Source organism: Enterobacter sp. GER_MD16_1505_Eko_090, assembly GCF_003331015.1.
In the GTDB taxonomy this organism is placed as follows: Bacteria; Pseudomonadota; Gammaproteobacteria; order Enterobacterales; family Enterobacteriaceae; genus Enterobacter; species Enterobacter roggenkampii.
Genome location: NZ_PUQF01000001.1, coordinates 35,989 through 59,363, shown reverse-complemented (window position 1 = coordinate 59,363; position 23,375 = coordinate 35,989). Strand labels below are relative to the sequence as shown.

Genomic DNA, 23,375 nt, shown 5'->3' with positions numbered 1-23,375 from the left:
GTCTCCCCATAATGACTCTGCCGACTATTGTCGCCTGCATTTCGTTGTTAAGCTATCAATCAGAGAAAACAACGCATAATGACGGAGGATCGTGATGGACAAGAAAATCGGGTTTATCGGCTGCGGTAACATGGGCAAAGCCATTCTGGGCGGCCTGATCGCCAGCGGGCAGGTGCTGCCGGGTCAGATTTGGGTCTATACCCCGTCACCGGACAAGGTCGCCGCGCTGCGCGATCAATACGGGATTAACGCCGCCGAAAGCGCGCAGGAAGTGGCCCAGGTCGCCGATATCGTCTTTGGCGCCGTCAAGCCGAACATCATGATCAAAGTGCTGAGCGACATCACCTCCAGCCTGAATAAAGAGACGCTGGTGGTGTCGATTGCCGCGGGCGTGACGCTTGACCAGCTGGCGCGCGCGCTGGGCCATGACCGCAAAATTGTTCGCGCAATGCCCAATACCCCCTCGCTGGTTAACGCCGGCATGACCTCCGTCACGCCTAACGCGCTGGTGACCCCGGAAGACGTAGCCGATGTGCTGAACATTTTCCGCTGCTTCGGCGAAGCGGAAGTGATTGCCGAATCGATGATCCATCCGGTGGTGGGCGTGAGTGGTTCTGCGCCTGCGTATGTCTTCATGTTCCTGGAAGCGATGGCCGATGCCGCCGTGCTTGGCGGAATGCCGCGCGCCCAGGCGTATAAGTTCGCCGCGCAGGCCGTCATGGGCTCCGCCAAAATGGTGCTGGAAACCGGCAAACACCCGGGTGAACTGAAAGATATGGTTTGCTCCCCGGGCGGTACCACCATCGAAGCGGTGCGGGTGCTGGAGGAGCGCGGATTCCGCTCGGCCGTCATTGAAGCAATGGCAAAATGCATGGAAAAATCAGAGAAGCTGAGTAAATCCTGATCGTTTCAGTCGGGCGTCAGGCGGCCACTTCGGTGCGGCTGCGCCCGGCATTTTTCGCCCTGTACAGCGCCACGTCAGCCGCCTTTAGCCATTCCCGATAATGTGCAAACTGCGGCCCCCAGGGGGCAACGCCCACGCTGATGCGCAGCGCCTCTTTTGGCGCGCACGGTAGCGACAGCGTTTCCAGCCGCTCATGCACCCGGGACATGACGGCGATGGCGCTTTCCGCTGCGGTCTGCGACATAATCACCGCAAACTCATCCCCGCCAAACCGGCCGATGGCATCACCTGACCGCACCGACATCTGAAGCTGGCGCGTGATGGCAATGATCGCCTCATCCCCCACGGCGTGCCCCCAGGTATCGTTGATATTTTTAAAGTGGTCGATATCAATCAGTAAAATCGTGGCGGTGCAGCGATCGCGGCGGCAATGCTCAAATTCATTTCGCAGCAGCATTTCCCTGTGTCGGCGATTATAGACCCCGGTCATGCCGTCGCGGGTGCTCATCATTTCCAGCCGCTGCTTGTGCTCAGCAAGCCTGACGGCGGTGCGGTGGCTGAGCCAGGCAAACAGCATGGGATAAAGCACCAGTACGGGAAGCGTTAAGCTCCACTCCACGAGGTCGGGGTTGAAGACGGCCACGCGCCCAACAATCGGCAGCGTCACCAGCGCGGAGAGCAGAGTCAGCAGGATCCCCGGGATAAACAGACGACAGCCCCCGGAGCCCATCATATTCATTCCGACCATCATCACCAGCGCTGCAGAGGGTAACGCGCTCATCCCCATCACGCCGATCCAGAGCCCGCCAATAATGGCATCGATCTTAAGATTGAACACTTCCTGCTGATGAGGTGACGCGGCCCGGCAGGATAATTGCCAGGCGAAATGGGGCCAGACGAACGCCCATCCCACCAGTAAAAGCCACCAGCCCCCGGGTAAAAAATGGCTAACCAGCATGCCCGCAACCGGGAAAAACATCGCCGCCAGCCCCACGGCGCGCGCCAGCCGAACGCGCCGGGCGAACTGGATGCCGGCGCGGTGAGAATCATCCTGAGAAAGGGTTAAATTCCACTCTTCCCGAATGCGCTTTGTGTTGTAATAGGTTTCATCATTCATCATTTTTGGGAATATTCTGAAACATTTTCCCAAATTATAGAGAGGGGGTCTGCGGGGAAAGTATGAAATTTCGGGTGAGCCGCCGGAGCCGCTCACCCGTTCGAACTACACTTTTTTCTTCAGGCAGGCACTCATGAACTTGCTGCGGTCATCCCCTTTCAGGGACTGCTCGGTTGCCTTGGCATTACACTCGCGCATCTTTTGCTGCTGAGGCGTCAGGCTTTTTTCAGCTGGCTTTGAAGCGCCGTTTTTGAGGCAGTCGCTCATGTAGGTCTTGCGGGCATCGCCCTTCAGACTCTGAGACGTCGCCTGTTGATTACAGGTGGTCATACGCTGCTGCTGCGGCGTTAACGTTTTCTCTTCCGCGTTCGCCGATGCGACCAGGAACAGGCCGGAGAGCAGAGTAACCAGTAATGTTGTTTTCATTGCACCATCCTTTTGTGAACATTCCCTGTAAGTCTGGTTCGTGACAGGAAAAAAACCACCCGGCAGATGTGATTTCCGCCGGGAATTTATCATTTCAGACCCAGCGCCGCCTTCATGGTGTAGAACAGATCCGTTTGATCGGTCAGGCCTACCACGTTGGCCGCGTGCGGACCGTAGGCGGCAATGCGCAGCTGGGTGCCGGTGTGCTCCATGGACTCTTCTTCAGAGTTGCCGTAGCTCATCACCATGACGGCGCCATCTTTGGTGTTGAGCGCCTGCGTCAGGCCAGGGGCTTTGGTATCTGGCGGAACGATCTGGCTGGCGTGCGCGTGATCCGCGGTGACGATCACCAGGGTGTTACCGTCTTTTTTCGCGAACGCGAGCGCCTTCTGCACCGCTTCGTCCAGATCGACGGTTTCGCCAATCTGACCGCACGGATTTGCCGCATGATCCTGCTTATCGATTGACGCCCCCTCAACCTGCAGGAAGAACCCTTTTTCGCTCTTGCTCAGCAGATCGATCGCCTTATCGGTCATCGCCGCCAGCGTCGGTACGCTGTCCGTGCGTTTAGGGTTAGGCGTACAGGTCACCGCTGGCTTATCAATATTGCCGTGATATGAGGCTTTTGGACCTTCCCAGCGCACGGGCATGTTGCCGTCAGAGAACAGTCCCAGCAGCGGTTTGTCCTGGTTCGCCTCGGTTATCGCCGCCAGCGAATTTGCGTCACTCACCAGCTGATAGCCGCGCGCCTGCGCCTGCTCGCGCAGCGTTTTGCCCTGCCACTCGCCCGCCGTCGCGGTTTCCGCGAAGGTTTTCGCGCCACCGCCCAGCGTCACGTCAGGACGCGCATTCAGCAGCTGTTCCGTAATCGAGCCTTTGCCGCCTTTTTCCAGCGCGTTCGTTGGGCATTTTTCGCTGGTCACTGACGGGCCGTAGCATTTACGCGAGGTCACGTGTGCCACCAGCGCCGCAGGCGTCGCATCCTGAAGTTCAGCAGTGGAGACGTTACCGGTCGCCAGGCCCGCCGCTTTTGCCATCTCCAGAAGGGTTTGACGATCTTTTTCGTGAATATCCACGCCCAGCGCGCCATTATAGGTTTTCACGCCGGTGGACCACGCCGTGGCCGAGGCCGCAGAGTCCGTTACGTAATCCGGTTTACCGGTTTTTTTATCCAGCGCGTAGTGGGTATATTGTCCGGTCAGCGGTAATGCGTCGATACCTTTAAAAAAGCCGCCCGCCCCCTCGGCATAATTTCGCGCCGCCGTGATTTCGGAATCACCCATTCCATCGCCAATCAGCAGAATAATATTTTTCGCCGGTTTTTCATTAAGCGAAGCGCGAATGGCGGCGGTTTGATCTTCCGACAATCGGCGCGCGCCGCCGGGCTGGGTGATATCCCCTTTTGCCGCACGATTATCCAGGACGCTGGTTTGCGTCGTGTCAGCATAAATGGCAGGGGTAATTAACAGAGGAAGTAATGCGATGAAAAGTGCGCTCTGTTTCAATTTATTTTCTCCATGTAAAAATACATAAAAATAAAAACAGAGCGACTATAGGCATCCTGCATGACAATTCTATGACACGTCGTTACGTCCTGTGACGGTTTAGCTGCGCGGATGCCTTAACAGCTTCTTTACGTACTGGTGGAGCATCTCAGCATCTTCAACCGGTACCTGCGATTCAGGCCTGACGCTCTCCAGCGCGCCTTCCACGCTCTCAATCAACGCCTGCTGATCGGATTTCGCCATTTGTCGCAGCAGCGCGGTGACCACAATTTCAAGCGCTTCGACCTGGGCCACCAGCTCTTTTGACTCTTCTTCCTTTTGTGCCAGCTTGACCAGCAATTCAGCAATGAGGTTTTTCATCGTGCCAGTTCCTTTTCAGTTTTATCTGACGTTATCACTCTGAATCCATAATGCAAAGAGAAGAAATTAATTATGGTATGCAAAAGTGATACAGAAACGGAAATAAAGAGACCTCGCCGTGAGCGAAACGTTTTTCTATAAAAAGACGCCGCATTTTGTTATATAAAAATGCGGCTACCATAAGAATATATAATACATCTGCGAAAGCGTTATCTCGCCGATTTCGCCTCCGCCATTTGTCTGCGGCGTCGCAGCGCAATAGCCAACTGGATAATATTGATTAAAACGACCATCGCCGTCGCCGCAAATACCCAACGAAAACCGGCCATCGCGGAAACGGAGGCGCCAATAAGCGGACCGGCAACATTCCCCAGATACATAAATGACTGGTTATATCCAAAAATACGCCCCGTCACCTGGTCGCTGGAATATTTGACCAGCAGGGTCTGTACCGCAGGCAACATGGCGCCATCGGCAAACCCGAGAAGAAATCGCAGTACGCCAAGCTGAAGCGGAGAGGTGACGAACGACATCGCAAAGAAGAGCACCACCGCAAAGATCAGCGTCGCCATCAGGATGCGCGCCGTACCGATCCTGTCACCCAGTTTTCCGAGACGCGGCGCGGAAATCAGGGCGGATACGCCCGGCACGGCGGCAATCATGCCGCTTAAAAAAGCGATGTTCGTGCTCTCCGGCTCCATTGACTTGATAAACAGCGCCAGTATCGGCCCCACCGAACCGTTACAGAGCTGGATCACCATGGTGGTGACAAACAGGCTGATCATCAGCCCCGGATAAGGCAGCGAGGCGAAAACGGCCTTGCCGCTCAGGCGTTCAGATTTACTGATAACCGGGCGGCCTCCCTCTTTAATCAGAAAGAGCGTGACCAGAAAACTGACCACCAGCAGAACCGCAGTGATGATAAATACCGCGCGCAGTCCGACGTGGTCCGCCAGAAAGCCCCCCAGCAGCGGGCCACCGATGACGCCGCTGATCTGCGCCGTGGAGAGCGTGCTCAGCGCCCAGCCGCTCCGCTCGCGCGGCACCTGAGAGGCAACCAGCGCCATGGCGTTTGGAATATACCCGGACGTCAGCCCCATCACCGCCCGCAGAAAGAACAGCTGCCAGACGTTGGTGGCGAAGGCCTGCAGCAGAATGGCTATTGCCATCCCGAGCGAGGCGCGCAGCAGCATCAGTTTTCTGCCTTTTCGATCGGCCAGGCTGCCCCACATGGGTGACACAATCGCGGAAACCAGAAAGGTGACGCTGAACGTCAGGCCGGACCACATAGAGAGCGCTTCGTGCGAGGTGACCCCCAGCTGCGAGACGTACAGCGGCAGGAACGGCAAAATCTGGCTGATGGCCAGCCCGGTGAAGAAGCAACCGAACCAGACCGAGATGAGATTAACTTTCCAGGATTCCATACAGAATAGTCTTCATTTTTAGGCGAATTCGCCGTCAGATTAGCAAGTTACGCGTGTTAACGTCGCACCAGAGATGCGGCCTGACCGACTTTGGTGTTTTATCTTCCCAGTCATCATATTTGTGAAATAAGTCACAATTCATCCATTTTCTGGCGGAATATTATGCTTCACCGGCACAGGCCAAAACCGCGCATTCCGAGATGAAAATGGTTGGCATGCGCCGCGTTGTACTCTGGCCCCAGACCGTTCCCGTAGTACCCGCAGCTTGCCGCCAGCATCGCCTTCAGCCAGGGCTGCGTCGTGGCCGCCTTCCAGCCGTTCAGCACCGTGACGCGGTCGCCGTTCGCCAGACGAAAAGCGGCAATATCCAGCGCCTCCGCCGTGGCATGCTCGCTGCGGCGCGCGTCAGGGCGGTGATAAATATTGCGGCAGGCAAAGCTGCCGAGGTGATCGATACGCGCGAGGTCGCTGCCCGTATAGCGTTTTGTCAGCGGCCGGGCCTGCTGGCTGATAAAGAGGGCTGAGCTGAGCGCCAGCGGACAGCTGGCAAGAAAACTGCCGTTCAGGCCGACCGGGCCGAAGTTGCGCACGCGCACGACGTCGCTCAGCGGGCATTCCCCGGCGCTGTCAGCGACCGGCTGGGTGCGGATGAGATCGCGTTGATTAGCCTGCGCAAGCAGGTTTGCGCAGGCCTCGGGCGTTAAGCGCCGAAGCTTATACTGGGTGATTCGGCCTGGCGGATCGTCAAGCGTCAGCGGTATGAAAGGGTTGTAGTAAGGCGGCAACCAGCGGTAACCCACCGTTGCGACGGCGATAAGAATCAAAACGGTCAGCAGCGTTTTTCCTTTCACTCGCCCCCCTGAACATTCCCCCAAACATTATGGCAGAAGGTCGCGAAACCCGCCGGGCATCGTGGTATGTTATTGGCTTTTCGTCAGACTGGAAGAGAGTGAGATGGCTAAGCAGCGCGTAGGTATTGTCTTTGGGGGAAAATCAGCGGAACACGAAGTGTCATTGCAATCGGCTAAAAATATCGTTGATGCGATCGATAAAAGCCGTTTCGACGTGGTGCTGCTGGGCATTGATAAACAGGGCCAGTGGCACGTTAACGATGCCAGCCAGTATCTGCTGAATGCTCACGATCCGGCCCATATCGCCCTGAATCCTTCAGAAATTAGCGTCGCCACCGTACCCGGCGTCGCGAAGGGGCAGCTTATCGATGCCGGCAATGCTCAGGCACTCGCCCAGATCGACGTCGTCTTCCCTATCGTTCACGGTACCCTGGGGGAAGATGGTTCCCTGCAGGGGATGCTGCGCATGGCCAACCTGCCGTTCGTCGGCTCGGACGTACTCGGCTCCGCCGCGTGCATGGACAAAGACGTCACCAAACGCCTGCTGCGCGACGCCGGGCTGAATATCGCGCCGTTCGTCACGCTCACCCGCGCCAACCGCGACAAGCACAGCTTCGCGCAGATTAGCGCTGAGCTGGGTCTGCCGCTGTTTGTGAAGCCGGCGAACCAGGGCTCCTCCGTGGGCGTCAGCAAAGTGACCAGCGAAGCAGAGTTCACTCAGGCCGTCCGCCTGGCGTTTGAGTTCGACCATAAAGTGGTGGTTGAGCAGGGCATCAAAGGCCGTGAAATTGAGTGCGCCGTGCTGGGCAACGATTTTCCACAAGCGAGCACCTGCGGCGAAGTGGTCTTAAACAGCGACTTCTACTCGTACGACACCAAATACATTGATGATAAAGGCGCGCAGGTTGTCGTGCCTGCGGATCTCGATCCGGCGGTTAACGATAAGATCCGGGCGATCGCCATTCGCGCTTATCAGACGCTCGGCTGCTGCGGCATGGCGCGCGTGGATGTGTTCCTGACGCCGGAAAACGAGGTGGTGATCAATGAAATCAACACGCTGCCGGGGTTCACTAACATCAGCATGTATCCGAAGCTGTGGCAGGCGAGCGGCCTCAGCTACCCGGAACTGATCACCCGCCTGATCGAACTGGCGCTGGAGCGTCATGCCGCCGACAGCGCGCTTAAAAGTTCCGTAAACGGTTAATCGGCGCGCTTCGCCGACGCTGCCTCATCCGCTGTCGTCTCTTCAGGACGGCGGCGGATAATCAACCCCGCCAGCCAGAAACTGATGACCCAGGTCACCAGCCCGACGGCATAGGTTTGCCAGCCTTTTGCCTCAAACCCCAGCAGGCCCACGACACCGTTAAGAATAAAGATCAGCCCGATAGCGAAGGCGTAGTAGTGCCAGTCACGGCGTAGTTTGGACGTGAGCTTCATAACAACTCCGGCAGGAAAAAAAGACATCCTCTCACAGTTTTACGGCCAGGTCTGTGGCAGATACGGAAATTCTGAAACGCGACGCAATTTCACTTAAGTTAATAAATTGTGACGTGCTGCAGAAATCAACAATCCAGGAGGATTCCGGCGCGTAAATTACCACGATTCTGATATTGACAAATGCGATGACCTGTCAAACTCACCCTGTACGAAGCGTATTAACAGAGCGATTTATCCGGAGGTCATCATGGCTGACTTTACATTGTCGAAACCGATTTTTGGCGGAAAACCAAAAACCTCCACGGCGGGTAATATCGCGTATGCCCTGTTTGTTCTGTTCTGCTTCTGGGCTGGCTCGCAGCTGCTCAATATGCTGGTCCATGCGCCTGGCGTTTATGAACATCTCATGCAGGTACAGGATAACGGACGCCCGCGAGTTGAGATTGGCTTTGGCGTCAGCACCCTGTTCGGCCTGATTCCCTTCCTCGCGGGATGTATGATTCTGGGCGTTGTGGCATTAGTGCTGCGCTTTCGCCGCCGCCGTTAAAGCCCCATACAGCGAGCCCGGCGATCGTCCACGCGTTTCGCGAACCACGCGGTGGTCAGGTTACGCGTGATCTTCGGGCTTTCCAGCTGGATCCCCGGCAGGATAGCCCTCGGTAACGTTTTCCCGCTTTTCTTATCGGCAAGCGCAAACACGTTCTTGTAGAGATCCGTTTTCTCAAAGGCCAGGCTGTCGCCTTTCTCAAGCTGACGGCGAATGTCGCTGTTACTCATATCAAGCGTTGTCGATAATTTCCGGATCGCCCGCTCGGTGCTTCCCGCCTCGCTGCTGCCGTAGGCGATAAGATCGCCGTCCAGCGCCAGCTTAACGCCGCTTGCGCGGCTGACCGCACTCTGGAATGCCGCATTACGGCTGGCATACCAGCCTGCGTTAAAGTCGGCAAAGCGGTACAGCGGCTCATCGTAGTTCGCCGGGTAGTTCAACAGGTGATACGTGCCGAACCACAGTCCGCCGCGCAGGGAGAAGACCTCCTGGCGCACCGTACCGTCGATTTTCCACGGATAGCCGTCGGTGTGTTTCTCCGCGAACGCGATGCTTACCTGCATTGGGCCACCGGTGTGGACCGGGTTCAGTGAGCCAAACAGCTTCTGCCCCATCGGCACCATGTTGATGAAATCATCGAAAATAGCGCTAAGCTGTTTTTCGGTTTTCACCGTATCCAGCCGTTCGCTGTAGCTTTTGCCGTTCGGCGAGGTGATTTTAAGCGCGGTATGCACGAGGAACACCGGGATATGCATGGACTCCGCGCGGCGGTCGATCTCTTTCCAGGCGATTTTATTCAGCCCCGGCACAGCCGGGTCTGACTGATACATCGACTCCTGCTGTGCCACCGCCAGCACCGAACAGATGTTCTCCTCGGTCGGCGCGATCTTTTGGCTTTCAAAGGTTTTTGCCAGCGCGTCTGCCCACGCATTGCGATCTTTCACGCTGGCGGGCATTTTCTGCCGCACAACGCTCGCCACATCAACGGGCTTCTCGCCCTTTTTGAGCGGAGCGGCCCCCTTTTCGGCACAGCCTGCCAGCACAAAAGCGGCCAGTATGGTCAACGGTAACGCGCGCGGTACGGCAAAAGGCATAGCAACGTCCTGTATTAGCTAAATGTGTTAGTGACTTCCTGCAGGTCACGATCGTCCAGCTCGCGTTCAAAGCTGCGCAGACGTTTGTAGATGGACATCAGTTCCACCAGCGTGGTCCAGGAGCTGATCAGGTACTGGAATGAACTTCTGACCTGATCGAAAACGTTAGTAATTTGGGTCATCAGTCCCAGGGTAATTGTCCCTGCAACAATTGACGGGAACAACAGGACTATTCCAAAAACAGTATCGGCCTGAAGATATAAAATACGAGCTATGTTGAAATACATGTAGTGGAAGTAGAGCTTAAAGTAGTTAAAACGGACGTTCTGAAATAACTCTTTTACCGTTGGTGGCGCAGCTCGTGATGGGTCATCCTCACCGTAAACGAGTTCTTTACGGTAAGCCGCTTCCACGCGCTGATTTTTAAATTGTAACCCCGGTAATTTGATCCCCACCACAGCAAGAAGCCCCGTTCCCATAAGAGACCAGACCAGTGCGGCAATAACCAAACCATAGGGTAAATGACCAACAATTGGAAGTTCAGGCACATGGGGTGAAAGTGCAATCAGAATCGGTAAAAAAGCGATAAGTTTCATCACAGCATTAAGCAAGCTGACCCCCATGTCCTCCAGCGTTGAGGCAAAACGCATGGTGTCTTCCTGCACACGCTGTGCAGCACCTTCGATGTGCCGCAGTCGTTGCCAATTTGCCATGTAATATTCGTTCATAGCAGTACGCCAACGGAAAACGTAATGGCTAACGAAGAAATTGTTCAGCACTGCCACTGTTACTGCAATCATGGCAATGCCGGTAAAACTAACGAGACTGGCATAGAGTTCACCAATCGGAACCTTATTCGGGGCGCTTAGCGCTTTTTGGATCAAATCGTAGAAGGGTGCATACCATGCATTAATTGCAACGCTCACTTCCACCATGAACCAGGTAACGAAAATGATCAGCGCAGATCCCAAAATCGACCAAAACTGCCAACGATGCGGAGAATACTTGAACCAGAAGAGTGCAAACAGCCCCACACATACCGTGTAGTAGGCATAAAATGCGATAAAGCTCAGCGACCAGAAGCGCGCCGCGCTAATCGGCACCTCACCTGTCGCCCCCGTGATGCGCGTCAGCCATGCGCCGCCGCCCGCCTGCCAGAAAATGACAGCGATCAGTGCCCAAATAAATGCCGACAGGAAAAAAGGCCCCGGCTTTGGGAAAAAAGACTTAAACATAATGCTTCCTTCTTGTTGTTATGGCTGTTGCTGTGTACAACACGTCACCACACGAAAACCTGCCCGCGCCAGACTCCCGGCCCGGGCAAAAAGGTCAGACCCATGGGTTGATTATTAGTTCGCTTTCCAGTTTTCGAGAATTGTTTCGGTGCGTTTCACCGCGAGAGGATTCGCTGGCGCAATGAAGTTACGCCAGACGTCGTTGTGATGGTTAATCAGGATCTGTGCGTCAGCAGCCGGACGGTTGGCGGTGGTATGGGCATCTTCGGCAACGGTGATGTGATAACCCCGGCTAACGCCGTTCTTGATCGTCGCATCGACGCAGTAATCGGTGGCGCAGCCGCAGATGACAAACTCACGAATGCCCTGCTCCCGCAGCAGCGCCTCAAGCCCGGTGTTGTAGAAGGCATCGCAGGCCGTTTTGGTCACGTAAAGCGCACCAGCAGGCTGATGGAGTTCAGGCAGTAGCGCAAACCCTTCGCTTCCCTCTTCCAGCCCCCCGGCCTCGGTATGCTGTATAAAAATCACCGTATCGGCTGCCTGCGTAAGCTGGTTGATCAGAGAGACACACTTTTCGCGCTGATGACGAGGGGTTTCAAACACCCCGTTTTGCATATCGACAACCATAACCACACGCTTCTCAGACATACCGTTCTCCGTAAGATTGAGTGACACTGGTGCCTATCATAAGCCCGATGTCACAAAATGGGAGATGGCTCGCAAGTAAATTGTTCATATTTACCCATGGTTACGTTTTTCTCGCTATCGTTATGCAATTCGGGGCATTGCACGGTACCGATTAGTAGTATAAATACCCATTACTTTCCTCATTCACTTCATGGATGCTTTTCGTTGAAACGTTGTCTGCTCTCTTTTGCCGCGCTGTGTGCGGTGAGCTTCTCTACCGCCCAGGCAGCCCAACCGCTGACGGCTCCCGTTTTAGCTTCAGATATTGCCGATCGCTACGCGAACCTTATCTATTACGGCAGCGGCGCGACCGGTATGGCGATGGTCGTTATCGACGGAAACCAGCGTGTATTTCGCAGCTTTGGCGAAACGCGCCCGGGCAATAACGTTCACCCGCAGCTGGATTCCGTTATCCGCATCGCATCCTTAACCAAGCTTATGACCAGCGAAATGCTGGTGAAACTGCTCGACCAGGGCGTGGTGAAGCTCGACGATCCGCTCAGCAAATACGCGCCGCCAGGCGCCCGGGTCCCCACGTATCAGGGGACGCCGATCCGGCTCGTGAACCTTGCTACCCACACCAGCGCCCTGCCGCGTGAACAGCCAGGCGGCGCGGCGCATCGTGACGTATTCGTCTGGCCAACGCGCGACCAGCGCTGGAGCTACCTGAGTACCGCCACGCTGAAGGCGGCGCCGGGTTCGCAGGCCTCATATTCAAACCTGGCGTTTGACCTGCTGGCGGATGCCCTCTCAACGGCGGCTGGCAAACCCTACACCCAGCTGTTTGAAGAGCAGATCACCCGTCCGCTCGGCATGAAAGACACCACCTTTACCCCGTCCCCGGACCAGTGCCGTCGCCTGATGGTAGCGGAGAAAGGCGCCAGCCCCTGTAATAACACGCTGGCGGCCGTGGGCAGCGGCGGGGTTTACTCCACGCCTGGCGACATGATGCGCTGGATGCAGCAGTTCCTTTCTTCGGATTTCTACTCTCGCAGCAGCCAGGCCGACCGTATGCAGACCCTGATTTATCAGCGTACTCAGCTGCATCGGGTCATCGGGATGGACGTGCCGGGTAAAGCCGATGCGCTCGGCATGGGCTGGGTCTATATGGCACCGAAAAATGGCCGGCCAGGTATTATTCAGAAAACCGGCGGCGGCGGCGGATTCATCACCTATATGGCTATGATTCCGCAGTCGAACGTGGGCGCGTTTGTGGTGGTCACTCGCTCCCCGCATACGCGTTTCGTCAATATGAGTGACGGTGTTAATAACCTGGTGGCGGAATTGAGTGCCAATAAAGCCCAGGTGCTTACCGCATCCAACTGAGATTAATATTCCGTGGGCAAGCGGTTGATGCTGACCAGCTTGCCCCGGCTCATATTGATATAATTTCCCTGTCGCAGGGCGGCCAGAACTTCGGCAACAACAGAACGTGAAATGCGTGTGCTTTGCTGAATATGATTCATCACACCGATTTTTGAACGCAGCGTTTCATCCCACTCGGCCATATTAAGCAGCATCGCGCGGATCTGGTGATAGGAGTTATTGCCAACCAGCTGCTTATCGCGCTTCTCAAGAATGTAATTTATCCAGGATAACCAGCTGAAGGCCTCTTTCCACAGTGAAAATTGCTGGATTTGTTGTCGGGTAGTTTCTGTGGATAAATAAAAACCGGTACAGGCCGTTTTAGCAATCACTCTGTATTCCTGTGAATGATTAATCATCACCGTAGCCAGACCAAAAATAAAGGGGGCAGTCGCAATCCCCACCAGAAGTTCATCAGAAGGGCGATAGATCTCAATAACGCCGGTTTGTAATACGATCGTGCGAGGCTCATTCGATTCGCCCGACGTAATTAATTGTTGGGGTGCACATGTAAAAGGGGTACTGGCTGCTATTAACCCCTGTTCGAGCCGGCGTAATTCAGAAAGTGGTTTCGCATTAACGTTCATGCAGACCTCAAGTCATCCGTATTTGTCGGTTCAATATTATTTTTATTGCTTCGCTAAAAAGCGGAGGAGTTAACCCCTCCCCCGCTTTATTCATTACCAGGTATATTTCACACCCAGGTTTGCGCCCCAGTTCTGGTCAACGTCGCCGCCGCCAAGATATGTGGCATCCGTGTAAGCGCTGAAGTTCTTCGTGAAGCTGAACTGGGTGCCCAGCCCAACACGAACAGCTGAACCTTTCACGCCGTTATCAATGCTGTCACCGTTAATATCGGCATTGTTATCGGCGTCGTCATAAACCCAGGCCAGTTTGAAGTAAGGGGTCAGAGCCTGTTCGCCGCCGTAGTTGAAGGTGTAACCCGTATCAACACCGAGTTCATAACGCAGGCTATCGTATGATTGTCCATCCATGCGCATGTCATTGCTGAGGCGATAATCATCGCCTGACTGGAACAGACCCGATACGGCTGCGTATGGCGTTACGTAGCCAGAGAGGTTTGGCTTCCAGTCATAGCCCAGCTTCAGACCAAAGCCAACAGCGTCACTGGTGGTATTGCCGTCAACATACTGACCGTTGCTCATGTTAGCGGAGAGATCGTTGTTGAAGCGGGTGTAGCTCAGGGAGCTGTCGAGGAAAAGATCGTTCATGAACTTCGCTGACGCGTAGATCATCGCCGTCTGGCTATCCTGATCGACCTGACCGGTACGATCGCTGATATCGCCCTTCGCGAAACCTGCCGCACCACCGACGATCCACTTCGCGTTATTACCGTCAATCTGGGTATCCAGACCCACCATAATACCGCTCACGTCCTGATCGTAGCTGATAACGCCGTTGTCACCGTCGAAGTTGCCGCCGAAGTAGCTCACCCACGCCCCGCCGTTATCCGCTAGGCCGTGACGGCTGTTGGTCAGACGTGCACCTACGGTATCCTGCTGCAGATTCCAGATATTGGTATTAGCAGAAGGGATGCTGAGCGCCATATTGGCATAGTCGGTCAGTTCTTTCTGCTGCAGAACGACGGTGTCACCCTGCTGCTGCGCCTGGTAGGTATAAGCACCTAAATCGGCTTTGTTTGCGGCAGTAAAGCTGGCCGCCGTATCCGCGTTATTGTCATAGACACGGACAATCTCTTTATTTTTGTAATCAGCGACGGAACCTGCTCCGGTCGCGTCGTCGATACGGACTTTATAGTTGCCTGCGACGTCACCGTTCACCGCCAGATGGCCGTCAGAGTGAATGGCCACTACGCCGTAGTCATAATCGGCGCTGCGCTTGTCGTTAGTGATATAGCGTGCGTTGTTCAGATCGCTGTTCAGCACGTAATCGCGGCTCGCAACATTCAGCACGCCGCCATCGGTCAGAACCATAGTGTGCGTATCAACCTGGCCCAGACCCAGCGCCAGCTCTGCACCGTTATCCACGGTGATGGTGTTGGCATACAGCTCGGCCGTTTCTTCCGTCAGTGCCGCACGGCTATCGCTGTCCAGATACAGATGGTCGGTGGCCACGCCGCCGTTGTCGCCAATGTTCAATGAGGAAGCATTGGTCAGAGTGATGGTATCCGCCAGCAGGCCTGAGTTTTCAACATTGACCTGAGACTGGTTGTTTACCGTCAGCGTGTCGATGTTAGACATCTTGCGGGTATCCCACTCGGAGCCGTTATCCAGCGCAATGTTAAACAGACCGCTCTGATACACCGCTTCACCCGCAACATGTGCGTTGCTGTCATAGGTGGAATCCGGCCAAATGCTGTTCGGGGACAGCGTGCGCCAGTCTACGTTGCTGTAGCCCTGGCCATACATCTGCGTCGTGCCGATAGCCTCAACGCTGGACTGCGCAGCACCGACCCATTTGCTGCCGTTGGTCAGGGTGACATCCAGCTTATCGGTGCCGTCCCAGCCGTTGGTGGTAGGGTTATAGACACCGTCTTCGGTGGTATCGGTTGCCGGATCGCCGTTCGGGTAGAAGTTGTTGTCGAAGGTGCTGGAGAACAGGATGTCGCCCGTAACGGTGGAGTGATCGAAGGTGGCAGCGGTCTGCATCGCGTTATCAGACGCGCTGGCGGTAACAATCAGCGCGGCATCATCTGCCCCTGTCGCGTCGGTTTCACTATAGTCGCTCGGCTTCGCGGTCTGACCGTAGAATCCGCTGGTACCTAAATCGCGGTACGCACCGGAAGTCAGTACCGAATCTTTTACCAGCAGCGTGTCGGTAAAGACCTTGCTGCTGTTGGCTACGCCTTCAACGCCGTCGTACGGGGTATTATCCCGTTCCTGATACCCCTGCGTCAGGGTAATCCCCGCGACGTGAGAATTATTCTGGATAACAATATCTGATTCCACGTCCAGGGTAATCGCATTACCCATATCATAGGTATCCAGATAGTGTCTTTCCGTATTTTCCCCATTTACAACATCATACGCATAATGTTCATACGTATCGTTAATGGTGGAATTATCAACGGTCAGGCTAAAACGATCGTATTGAGCATGTTGGGTGCCGTCGGCATCCAGACCATCAGCACAGGTGGCGGTCATACACTGAGAGGTAATCATGCCATTAATGGTGCTGTTGGAAATACTCAACGCATTCGCCCGACCATTGATGCCATCATCGAGATAGTACGTTGAAATAACACCATTCACGGTGGATTTATTAATCACCGGGTAAATATCACCATCGTGGATGGCATCTGAGAAATCCCAGTCGGCATAGCCATAATACCAGGGAGTGGTCGCTGTATTATCGTATCCGAAGGTATTATATGTCGTACCGGAAATATCCTTCGCATTGGCCTGAGAAGCGATAGCCAGGGTGCAGGCTAATGCAAGTTGAGATACAACGAGTTTCTTTTTCCATGTTTGCATTGGGTCATCCCTCCTCAGGGACGTAAGCAAGTTTGTCCATCAATGAATTTGCAATATTTAATTGCGGAGGGAATTATGCAGTTTCATTTCGAAAAGGTTCAATGAATGTTTCCATTAAGTCCGCATTCAGACAAAAAACAGATTCAGACCACAACGCACAGGGCGTCATAAAATAAATATTATAAAAACAAAATGTTAATGCACGGGCAAAGCAATCAGGGAAATATCATAAAAAATAATAAATCATTTTTAATGATACATTCATTTCCATATAGAAATAACACAAATATCTCGTTCTTCTCTCAGCGTTATACTGTCCTGCATTATATATTATTGGTAACAGGCAAACTCATCTGCCGCATTTCGCAAAAGCAAAATGCCCACTTTAGTAAAACACCCGTCGCCACTTTGAGGTACACTAGCCCTCTTTGTTCCACAAACATCAGGCATACCATGACCGATTTAATTGCACGTCCCCGCCGTCTGCGTAAGTCACCTGCACTGCGCGCTATGTTTGAAGAGACAACCCTGACCTTAAACGATCTGGTGTTGCCGATTTTTGTTGAAGAAGAGATCGATGACTACAAAGCCATCGAGGCCATGCCGGGCGTCATGCGCATTCCGGAGAAATATCTGGCGCGTGAGATCGAACGTATCGCCAACGCGGGGATCCGCTCGGTGATGACCTTCGGCATCTCCCATCATACCGACGCCACCGGCAGCGACGCGTGGAAGGAAGATGGCCTCGTCGCCCGCATGTCCCGCATCTGCAAAGAGACGGTACCGGAAATGGTGGTGATGTCCGACACCTGTTTCTGTGAATATACCTCTCACGGCCACTGCGGCGTGCTGTGCGATCACGGCGTGGATAACGATGCCACCCTGCTGAACCTCGGCAAGCAGGCGGTCGTCGCGGCCGCTGCGGGTGCGGACTTCATCGCACCGTCTGCGGCGATGGACGGACAGGTTCAGGCGATTCGTCAGGCGCTGGACGCGGCCGGTTTCACCGACACCGCCATCATGTCCTACTCCACCAAATTTGCCTCCTCCTTCTACGGCCCGTTCCGTGAAGCAGCCGGCACGGCGCTGAAAGGCGATCGTAAAACCTATCAGATGAACCCGCTGAACCGCCGCGAAGCGATTCGTGAATCCCTGCTCGATGAAGCCCAGGGCGCAGACTGCCTGATGGTAAAACCGGCTGGCGCATACCTTGATATCCTGCGCGACATCCGCGAACGCACCGAGCTGCCGCTGGGCGCTTACCAGGTGAGCGGCGAGTACGCAATGATCAAGTTCGCCGCGCTGGCAGGGGCGATCGACGAAGAGAAAGTGATCCTTGAAAGCCTGGGCGCGATCAAACGCGCGGGCGCGGATCTGATCTTCAGCTACTTCGCCCTGGATCTGGCCGAGAAGAAAATTCTGCGTTAATCCGCTTTAGCGCCGGGTGGCGGCTTCGCCTTACCCGGCCTGCTCTCTGCTCAAATCTTCACCCAACTGCAATACAACCGACATCTGCGCCTTCTACTGTCTTCGCAAGACGGCAGGAGGAGTGACCATGTTTAGCCTCGATAGCGTTCTCGACGATCTTTGGCCTCAGGCGAGGCCCGCACCCTGGCAAAAAAGTCTGTTAAAAAGACTGTTCTACGAAGACGAGTTTCAGCAGTTTGCCGCCGCCCACCGCCATCTGAAAGGACTGGATATGGTGGAGCAGGTTCTGGAACACCTGGATATTCTCTGCACCGTTTCCGCCCGCGATCTCGAACAAATCCCCGAACATGGCCCGCTGGTCATCATTGCCAACCACCCGACGGGTACGCTGGACGGTCTGGCGTTGCTGTACGCCGTCTCCCGCGTGCGGCGCGACGTTAAAGTCGTGACCAACCGGATGCTGACCCACCTTGAGCCCCTCAGCTCGCTGTTTATTCCGGTGGACAATATGGGCGGCAGGACGGCGAAGTCGTCGCTGGTGCAGATGGAACAGCACCTGCAAAACGCGGGCGTACTGATCTTCTTCCCGGCAGGCGAAGTTTCCCGCCCCACGCGCAAAGGCATTCGCGATAAGAAATGGCACTCTGGCTTTATCAAACTCGCCGGCAAGCTGCGCGTCCCGCTGCTGCCGGTGCATATTCAGGCGCACAACAGCCTGCTCTTTTACGCCAGCACGCTGGTCTCTCCGACGCTGTCGATGCTGCTGCTGATGCAGCAGATGTTCCGCCGCCGCCACAGCCAGCTGCCGATTAAAATCGGCCAGCAAATTGCGTGGCATCACTGGCACAGCGCCACCCTTTCGTCGCGTGAGATGGCCGAGCAGTGCCGTCAGCACGTGATGCGTCTTGGCAAGGGAGTGCCCGGCGTCTTTAAAACCCAGTGCGCGATTGCCCGTCCGGAAGACCGGGCCACTTTGAAGCGCGCGCTGGCGCAGGCCGAATCTCTGGGCAAAACCAGCGACGGGAAAACCATCTATCTTTGGCAGCGCAACGGTCAGGAAGACGCCCCGCTGCTGCGGGAGCTGGGCCGCCTGCGCGAGATTGCCTTTCGCGCGGTGGAGGAAGGGAGCGGCAAACGCCGGGACACCGACAGCTACGACGATGATTATCTGCACCTGATCCTGTGGGATGAGGACGATCTGGAGATCGTCGGGGCGTATCGCTTTATGCCGACGGCCATGCAGATCGAAAAGCGCGGCGTTGAGGGGTTGTACAGCTATAGCCTGTTCCACTACGACGACAAAATGCAGGACGTGCTGGCACACGGCATTGAGCTGGGGCGAAGCTTTATTCAGCCGCGCTACTGGGGGCGCCGCGGCCTGGACTATTTATGGTCCGGCATTGGCGCTTATCTGGCGCGTTATCCGCACTACCGCTACCTGTTTGGCCCGGTCTCGATTTCCGGTGGCTTACCGCCTGCCGCGCGGGATCTGCTGGTGGCATTTTACCGCCTGTGGTTCCCGGCGACGCATCCGCTCGCCGCCTCGCGCCAGCCGTATCCCGCGTCCCTGCCGGACGTCCTGGCGCAGTTTGGCGGCGTGGATTACGTGGACGATCTGACGAAGCTGAAATCCCTGCTCGGCAATCTTGGCTGCGGCATTCCGCCGCTCTACAAGCAATATTCCGAGCTGTGCGAGCCCGGCGGCGTGCAGTTTATTGATTTTGGCAGCGACCCGGCGTTCAACAACTGCGTTGACGGCCTGGTGCTGGTGGATTTGTGTTACCTAAAGGCGAACCGCTATCAGCGGTATATTGAGGCGCACCTTTAAATGTGCGGTATTTTGTAGGCCGGGTAAGGCGTAGCCGCCACCCGGCAATTGTGCACCGTTTTCGCCGGGTGGCGCTGCGCTTACCCGGCCTACGGGTACTACAGGATCAGGGGCGGTAAAACGGCTTATCGCCCAAAATTGTCGCCCGCTGCATAATCCGGCGCTGCGGCAGATAGTCCGCATTGGCATAATGCTGCGTCACGCGGTTATCCCAGATCGCCAGATCGTTCTCCTGCCAGCGCCAGCGCACCTGGAACTCCGGCTTGGTGATATGCGCGAACAGGAAACTGAGCAGCGCCTCACTCTCTTTTTCCGTCACGTCCACGATGCGCGTGGTGAACCCTTCGTTGACGAACAGCGCCTGCTTGCCCGTCACCGGATGGGTCCGCACCACCGGGTGCAGCAGCGGAGGATGTTTCGCCACCGCCTCCTGCCAGCGCTGATGCTCCTCTTCCGTTTTACGGTACTTGTACTCCTGGAACGATTTTTTGAAATCGTGCTCCGCCCGCAGCCCGCTCAGCAGCGTCCGGAACGGCTCGGAGAGCGCCTCATACGCCGCAATGCCGCTGGCCCACAGCGTATCGCCCCCCGTCTCCGGCAGCAGCTTCGCCGCCAGAATCGCCCCCGCAGGCGGCGTCTCGATAAAGGTCACATCGGTGTGCCAGTTGTCGTTATCCGGCGGGTTATCGTTGTGGGTGTCGAGGACGATAATCTCCTCCACCCCTTCCGCATGCGGATAGACCGGGTGGATATGCAGATCGCCAAACCGCAGGGCCAGCGCGCGCTGCTGCTGCGGGGTGATCGCCTGTTCGCGCAGGAACACCACCTGATGACGCAGCACCGCGTGGTACAGCTGCTCGAACTGGTTATCGCTCAGCGGACGGGTCACATCCAGGCCCGATACCTGTGCGCCAATGTACGGCCCCAGCGGGGTAATGGTCAGACGTTCACTCATTGTATTTCTCCATGCCAGGGCGTCAGGCGGCGCTGTAACGCGCGCAGCCCCAGTTCTAATCCGAAGGCAATCGCGGCGATCACCGCGATCCCTGCCAGCACCACGTCAGTCGCCAGGAACTCACCCGCCGACTGCACCATAAACCCGAGGCCGCGCGTGGCGGCAATCAGCTCAGCCGCCACCAGCGTGGACCAGCCCACGCCGAGGCCGATGCGCAGCCCGGTTAAAATCTCCGGCAGTGCGCCCGGTAAAATCACGAACAGCAGCACCTGCGTACGGCTGGCCCCCAGCGACTGCGCCGCGCGGATCCGCACCTGCTGGGCGCTCTTCACGCCCGCCAGGGCCGACATGGCCACCGGGGCGAAAATCGCCAGATAGATCAGCAGGATTTTTGAGGTTTCACCGATGCCGAACCAGATCACCATCAGCGGCAGATAGGCCAGCGGCGGGACCGGACGATAAAGCTCAATCAGCGGGTCGAGGATGCCGCGCACCGTCGGGCTCAGCCCCATCGCAATCCCCACGGGAATGCCGATAATCACCGCCGCCAGCAGCGCCACCAGAATGCGCGCCAGGCTGGCGCCTAAGTGCTGCCAGAGCGTGGCATCCATAAAGCCCTGCGGCCCGGCGATGGTAATAAGTTTGCTCAGCACCTGTCCCGGCGGCGGCAGAAACAGCGGGCTGACCCACTGCTGGGCAGCAACCGCCCACCACACCGCCAGCAGCACCAGCAGCGTACCGACGCTCAGCGTAATTTGGCGCGAGAAAGGCCAGCGCAGCGCCAGACGCGTGCGGCGCGTTTTTTCACTGAAGACGATACTCATGAGAAAGCCTCCCGTTGTTCAAACACGCGGCTTAAGACGTATTCACGCTGTTCGATAAACAGCGGATCGGATTTGATGCTGCGTACGGGTTCTCCCGCGACGTAGCGGCGGGCAAAATCCAGCGGCAAGCGCTCCAGCACGCGGCCCGGCCCCGGCGAGAGCAGCACCAGCTCGGTAGCCATAAACACCGCCTCTTCGATATCATGCGTAATCAACAGTACCTGCTTGCCCGTCTCATGCCAGAGGCGCAGGAGCAGGGTTTGCATCTGCTCGCGGGTGAAGGCGTCGAGCGCCCCGAACGGCTCGTCCAGCAGCAACAGCTGCGGATTCGCGGCCAGCGCGCGGGCAATCCCGACACGCTGCCGCTGGCCGCCGGAAAGCTGCCAGATATAGCGTTTTTCCGCCCCTTCCAGCCCCACTTTTTTCAGCATCGCCCGCGCCGTTTCCAGCCGCTTTTCGCGATGGATGCCCGCAAGCTGCAGACCAAACGCCACGTTTTCCTGCACGTTGCGCCAGGGGAGCAGGCCTTCATTCTGGAAGACCACGCCGCGCTCGGCGCCGGGGCCCTCCACCTTTTTGCCTTCCAGTTGAATGGTGCCATGCTGATAAGGGACAAACCCGGCGATGAGATTCAGCAGGGTGGTTTTTCCGCACCCGGACGGGCCCAGCACCACCAGCAGCTCACCGCTGTCCAGCGTCAGGTTGATGTCCTGTAAGGCGGGTTTACCACCGTAATCGGCAGACAGATTTGTAATATTCAGCATGGCGAACCCCTTATTTCACAAAACGATCGGTCACGTACTGGCTGTAATCCGCCGCTACCGCGGGCACTTTGCCCTGCTCCTTCAGGAAGGTGGCGGTATCCACAATCGCTTTGTTAACCGGCCCGGTCAGCTGCTGCACCTGCTGCGCGGGGGTCAGATAGGTATTGCCCTTCACCAGCCCCGGCACGTCCGCTTCCGGCACGCCGCTCAGGCGGGAGAGTTTTTCCAGGTTGGCGGGCTGCTTCAGCCATTCATCCGGGTTACTGATGTACGGCTGCTGGGCGTCAATCGCGCTTTTCGCGAAGGCTTTCACCACCTCAGGATGTTTCTCGGCGAAGTCTTTGCGCACGACCCACACGTCGAGGGTCGGCGCGCCCCACTGGCCCACTTTTTCGGAGTCGGTCAGCACGGTGCCGTCTTTTTGCAGCTCGTTCACCGCAGGCGCCCACACATAGGCCCCGTCAATGTCGCCGCGCTGCCAGGCCGCAATAATCGCCGGCGGCTGGAGGTTAATAATTTGTACCTGCCCCGGCTTGATGCCCCAGTGTTTCAGCGCCGCCAGCAGGCTGTAGTGGGTGGTGGAGATAAACGGCACGGCGATGCGTTTGCCGATCAGGTCTTCCGGTTTGGTGATGTTTTTCTTCACCACCAGCGCTTCAGAGTTACCGAGCTGCGAGGCGAGCAGGAACACCTCAATCGGCACCTGCTGGCTGGCCGCAACCGCCAGCGGGCTGGAACCGATATTGCCGATCTGCACGTCGCCGGAGGCTAACGCACGCACCACGGACGCGCCGCTGTCGAACTTGCGCCAGTCGACCTTCGCGCCGCTCTCTTTGGCAAAGGTGTTATCCGCCTGCGCGACTTTCGCCGGTTCCGCAGAAGTTTGATACGCGACGGTGACGTCCACCGCCTGCGCCTGAAATGCCCACAGCGCCAGCGCGCCGAGTAGTGTGATTCGCGATGAAATTGCCATAGTGCCTGCTCCCCTTGTTGTTATGAGGGCAGTATTTCCAACGCGGGAATTTTGATAAAGGAATAAAAATGAATCGCTCATAACGATTCGTTTTTAGATAAAAAATGGGAAAGGATAGTTGGTTTTGTGCGGTTGTTTTATGCCGGGTGGCGCTGCGCTTACCCGGCCTACACATTGTGCGATCCGTAGGCCGGGT

General features: G+C 56.3%; 22 protein-coding genes. 6 read left to right on the top strand and 16 right to left on the bottom strand.

What is annotated here, in order from left to right; genetic code table 11:
• Window positions 1–94 precede the first annotated feature (94 nt).
• Window positions 95–904: a pyrroline-5-carboxylate reductase gene (gene proC, locus C6A40_RS00275; RefSeq protein WP_021241675.1), complete on the top strand. Its 810-nt coding sequence runs from the start codon at window positions 95–97 to the stop codon at window positions 902–904.
• A 16-nt stretch (window positions 905–920) separates the two neighbouring features.
• Here proC and adrA read toward each other — a convergent pair whose 3' ends face one another.
• From adrA to C6A40_RS00245, 6 genes are all read right to left on the bottom strand, one after another.
• Window positions 921–2,024 carry a diguanylate cyclase AdrA gene (adrA, locus tag C6A40_RS00270; RefSeq protein WP_114191216.1) on the bottom strand — a complete coding sequence of 368 codons (1,104 nt, stop codon included), beginning with the start codon at window positions 2,022–2,024 and terminating at the stop codon, window positions 921–923.
• Window positions 2,025–2,126: 102 nt separating this feature from the next.
• On the bottom strand, window positions 2,127–2,447 hold the full coding sequence (gene psiF / locus C6A40_RS00265; protein WP_008503278.1) for a phosphate starvation-inducible protein PsiF: 321 nt from the start codon (window positions 2,445–2,447) through the stop codon (window positions 2,127–2,129).
• An 89-nt stretch (window positions 2,448–2,536) separates the two neighbouring features.
• Window positions 2,537–3,952: an alkaline phosphatase gene (gene phoA / locus C6A40_RS00260; protein WP_021241677.1), complete on the bottom strand. Its 1,416-nt coding sequence runs from the start codon at window positions 3,950–3,952 to the stop codon at window positions 2,537–2,539.
• A 99-nt stretch (window positions 3,953–4,051) separates the two neighbouring features.
• Window positions 4,052–4,312, bottom strand: a complete 261-nt coding sequence (gene iraP, locus C6A40_RS00255; RefSeq protein WP_008503281.1) for an anti-adapter protein IraP — start codon at window positions 4,310–4,312, stop codon at window positions 4,052–4,054.
• A gap of 209 nt (window positions 4,313–4,521) precedes the next feature.
• Complete coding sequence (locus C6A40_RS00250) at window positions 4,522–5,736, bottom strand: multidrug efflux MFS transporter (RefSeq protein ID WP_045335382.1); 1,215 nt, start codon at window positions 5,734–5,736, stop codon at window positions 4,522–4,524.
• Between the two features lie 167 nt (window positions 5,737–5,903).
• The gene (locus tag C6A40_RS00245; protein WP_045335381.1) at window positions 5,904–6,587 is read right to left on the bottom strand and encodes an extensin-like domain-containing protein; all 684 of its coding nucleotides are present in this window, start codon (window positions 6,585–6,587) and stop codon (window positions 5,904–5,906) included.
• 103 nt (window positions 6,588–6,690) lie between these two features.
• On the opposite strand from C6A40_RS00245, the gene ddlA reads away from it, so the two are divergent.
• The gene (gene ddlA / locus C6A40_RS00240) at window positions 6,691–7,791 is read left to right on the top strand and encodes a D-alanine--D-alanine ligase (RefSeq protein WP_039265813.1); all 1,101 of its coding nucleotides are present in this window, start codon (window positions 6,691–6,693) and stop codon (window positions 7,789–7,791) included.
• Here the strand turns inward: ddlA and C6A40_RS00235 are convergent.
• Window positions 7,788–8,024: a DUF2754 domain-containing protein gene (locus C6A40_RS00235; RefSeq protein ID WP_008503286.1), complete on the bottom strand. Its 237-nt coding sequence runs from the start codon at window positions 8,022–8,024 to the stop codon at window positions 7,788–7,790. The two genes, ddlA and C6A40_RS00235, sit on opposite strands and share 4 nt — an antisense overlap.
• A gap of 247 nt (window positions 8,025–8,271) precedes the next feature.
• On the opposite strand from C6A40_RS00235, the gene C6A40_RS00230 reads away from it, so the two are divergent.
• Complete coding sequence (locus tag C6A40_RS00230; RefSeq protein ID WP_008503287.1) at window positions 8,272–8,571, top strand: DUF2755 family protein; 300 nt, start codon at window positions 8,272–8,274, stop codon at window positions 8,569–8,571.
• Here C6A40_RS00230 and C6A40_RS00225 read toward each other — a convergent pair.
• The 3 genes from C6A40_RS00225 to C6A40_RS00215 form a co-directional block, all read right to left on the bottom strand.
• A complete protein-coding gene (locus tag C6A40_RS00225; RefSeq protein ID WP_021241682.1) occupies window positions 8,568–9,665 on the bottom strand; it encodes a DUF1615 domain-containing protein in 1,098 nt (365 codons plus the stop codon). The two genes, C6A40_RS00230 and C6A40_RS00225, sit on opposite strands and share 4 nt — an antisense overlap.
• A gap of 14 nt (window positions 9,666–9,679) precedes the next feature.
• Window positions 9,680–10,900 carry a peptide antibiotic transporter SbmA gene (gene sbmA / locus C6A40_RS00220; protein WP_045335380.1) on the bottom strand — a complete coding sequence of 407 codons (1,221 nt, stop codon included), beginning with the start codon at window positions 10,898–10,900 and terminating at the stop codon, window positions 9,680–9,682.
• Between the two features lie 114 nt (window positions 10,901–11,014).
• The gene (locus C6A40_RS00215; RefSeq protein WP_023343468.1) at window positions 11,015–11,548 is read right to left on the bottom strand and encodes an isochorismatase family protein; all 534 of its coding nucleotides are present in this window, start codon (window positions 11,546–11,548) and stop codon (window positions 11,015–11,017) included.
• Between the two features lie 204 nt (window positions 11,549–11,752).
• Here C6A40_RS00215 and ampH point away from each other — a divergent pair, with 204 nt between their 5' ends.
• Window positions 11,753–12,913, top strand: coding sequence for a D-alanyl-D-alanine-carboxypeptidase/endopeptidase AmpH (gene ampH / locus C6A40_RS00210; RefSeq protein ID WP_008503291.1), 1,161 nt, complete (start codon window positions 11,753–11,755; stop codon window positions 12,911–12,913).
• Window positions 12,914–12,915: 2 nt separating this feature from the next.
• On the opposite strand, the gene C6A40_RS00205 is transcribed toward ampH, so the two are convergent.
• Window positions 12,916–13,539 (bottom strand): helix-turn-helix domain-containing protein, encoded by a 624-nt coding sequence (locus tag C6A40_RS00205; RefSeq protein ID WP_008503292.1) that lies wholly within the window; start codon window positions 13,537–13,539, stop codon window positions 12,916–12,918.
• Between the two features lie 93 nt (window positions 13,540–13,632).
• The gene (locus C6A40_RS00200; protein WP_114191215.1) at window positions 13,633–16,407 is read right to left on the bottom strand and encodes an autotransporter outer membrane beta-barrel domain-containing protein; all 2,775 of its coding nucleotides are present in this window, start codon (window positions 16,405–16,407) and stop codon (window positions 13,633–13,635) included.
• Between the two features lie 453 nt (window positions 16,408–16,860).
• Here C6A40_RS00200 and hemB point away from each other — a divergent pair, with 453 nt between their 5' ends.
• Both hemB and C6A40_RS00190 read left to right on the top strand, forming a co-directional pair.
• Window positions 16,861–17,835: a porphobilinogen synthase gene (gene hemB / locus C6A40_RS00195; RefSeq protein WP_021241687.1), complete on the top strand. Its 975-nt coding sequence runs from the start codon at window positions 16,861–16,863 to the stop codon at window positions 17,833–17,835.
• A 127-nt stretch (window positions 17,836–17,962) separates the two neighbouring features.
• Window positions 17,963–19,663, top strand: a complete 1,701-nt coding sequence (locus C6A40_RS00190; RefSeq protein ID WP_045335379.1) for a lysophospholipid acyltransferase family protein — start codon at window positions 17,963–17,965, stop codon at window positions 19,661–19,663.
• A 106-nt stretch (window positions 19,664–19,769) separates the two neighbouring features.
• Here C6A40_RS00190 and tauD read toward each other — a convergent pair whose 3' ends face one another.
• The 4 genes from tauD to tauA are packed head-to-tail and all read right to left on the bottom strand — an operon-like array spanning window position 19,770 to window position 23,179.
• A complete protein-coding gene (gene tauD / locus C6A40_RS00185) occupies window positions 19,770–20,618 on the bottom strand; it encodes a taurine dioxygenase (protein ID WP_008503402.1) in 849 nt (282 codons plus the stop codon).
• A complete protein-coding gene (tauC, locus tag C6A40_RS00180) occupies window positions 20,615–21,442 on the bottom strand; it encodes a taurine ABC transporter permease TauC (protein ID WP_032656513.1) in 828 nt (275 codons plus the stop codon). Before tauC ends, tauD begins: the two co-directional genes overlap by 4 nt.
• Window positions 21,439–22,206 (bottom strand): taurine ABC transporter ATP-binding subunit, encoded by a 768-nt coding sequence (gene tauB / locus C6A40_RS00175; protein ID WP_045335378.1) that lies wholly within the window; start codon window positions 22,204–22,206, stop codon window positions 21,439–21,441. Before tauB ends, tauC begins: the two co-directional genes overlap by 4 nt.
• A gap of 10 nt (window positions 22,207–22,216) precedes the next feature.
• Window positions 22,217–23,179, bottom strand: coding sequence for a taurine ABC transporter substrate-binding protein (gene tauA / locus C6A40_RS00170; protein ID WP_045335377.1), 963 nt, complete (start codon window positions 23,177–23,179; stop codon window positions 22,217–22,219).
• Window positions 23,180–23,375: the final 196 nt, after the last annotated feature.

Coding starts and splice junctions, on each gene's coding strand:
- proC (WP_021241675.1), top strand. CDS start 95: ATGGACAAGAAAATCGGGTTTATCGGCTGCGGTAACATGGGCAAAGCC.
- adrA (WP_114191216.1), bottom strand. CDS start 2,024: ATGATGAATGATGAAACCTATTACAACACAAAGCGCATTCGGGAAGAG.
- psiF (WP_008503278.1), bottom strand. CDS start 2,447: ATGAAAACAACATTACTGGTTACTCTGCTCTCCGGCCTGTTCCTGGTC.
- iraP (WP_008503281.1), bottom strand. CDS start 4,312: ATGAAAAACCTCATTGCTGAATTGCTGGTCAAGCTGGCACAAAAGGAA.
- C6A40_RS00250 (WP_045335382.1), bottom strand. CDS start 5,736: ATGGAATCCTGGAAAGTTAATCTCATCTCGGTCTGGTTCGGTTGCTTC.
- ddlA (WP_039265813.1), top strand. CDS start 6,691: ATGGCTAAGCAGCGCGTAGGTATTGTCTTTGGGGGAAAATCAGCGGAA.
- C6A40_RS00235 (WP_008503286.1), bottom strand. CDS start 8,024: ATGAAGCTCACGTCCAAACTACGCCGTGACTGGCACTACTACGCCTTC.
- C6A40_RS00230 (WP_008503287.1), top strand. CDS start 8,272: ATGGCTGACTTTACATTGTCGAAACCGATTTTTGGCGGAAAACCAAAA.
- C6A40_RS00225 (WP_021241682.1), bottom strand. CDS start 9,665: ATGCCTTTTGCCGTACCGCGCGCGTTACCGTTGACCATACTGGCCGCT.
- sbmA (WP_045335380.1), bottom strand. CDS start 10,900: ATGTTTAAGTCTTTTTTCCCAAAGCCGGGGCCTTTTTTCCTGTCGGCA.
- C6A40_RS00215 (WP_023343468.1), bottom strand. CDS start 11,548: ATGTCTGAGAAGCGTGTGGTTATGGTTGTCGATATGCAAAACGGGGTG.
- C6A40_RS00205 (WP_008503292.1), bottom strand. CDS start 13,539: ATGAACGTTAATGCGAAACCACTTTCTGAATTACGCCGGCTCGAACAG.
- C6A40_RS00200 (WP_114191215.1), bottom strand. CDS start 16,407: ATGCAAACATGGAAAAAGAAACTCGTTGTATCTCAACTTGCATTAGCC.
- hemB (WP_021241687.1), top strand. CDS start 16,861: ATGACCGATTTAATTGCACGTCCCCGCCGTCTGCGTAAGTCACCTGCA.
- C6A40_RS00190 (WP_045335379.1), top strand. CDS start 17,963: ATGTTTAGCCTCGATAGCGTTCTCGACGATCTTTGGCCTCAGGCGAGG.
- tauD (WP_008503402.1), bottom strand. CDS start 20,618: ATGAGTGAACGTCTGACCATTACCCCGCTGGGGCCGTACATTGGCGCA.
- tauC (WP_032656513.1), bottom strand. CDS start 21,442: ATGAGTATCGTCTTCAGTGAAAAAACGCGCCGCACGCGTCTGGCGCTG.
- tauB (WP_045335378.1), bottom strand. CDS start 22,206: ATGCTGAATATTACAAATCTGTCTGCCGATTACGGTGGTAAACCCGCC.
- tauA (WP_045335377.1), bottom strand. CDS start 23,179: ATGGCAATTTCATCGCGAATCACACTACTCGGCGCGCTGGCGCTGTGG.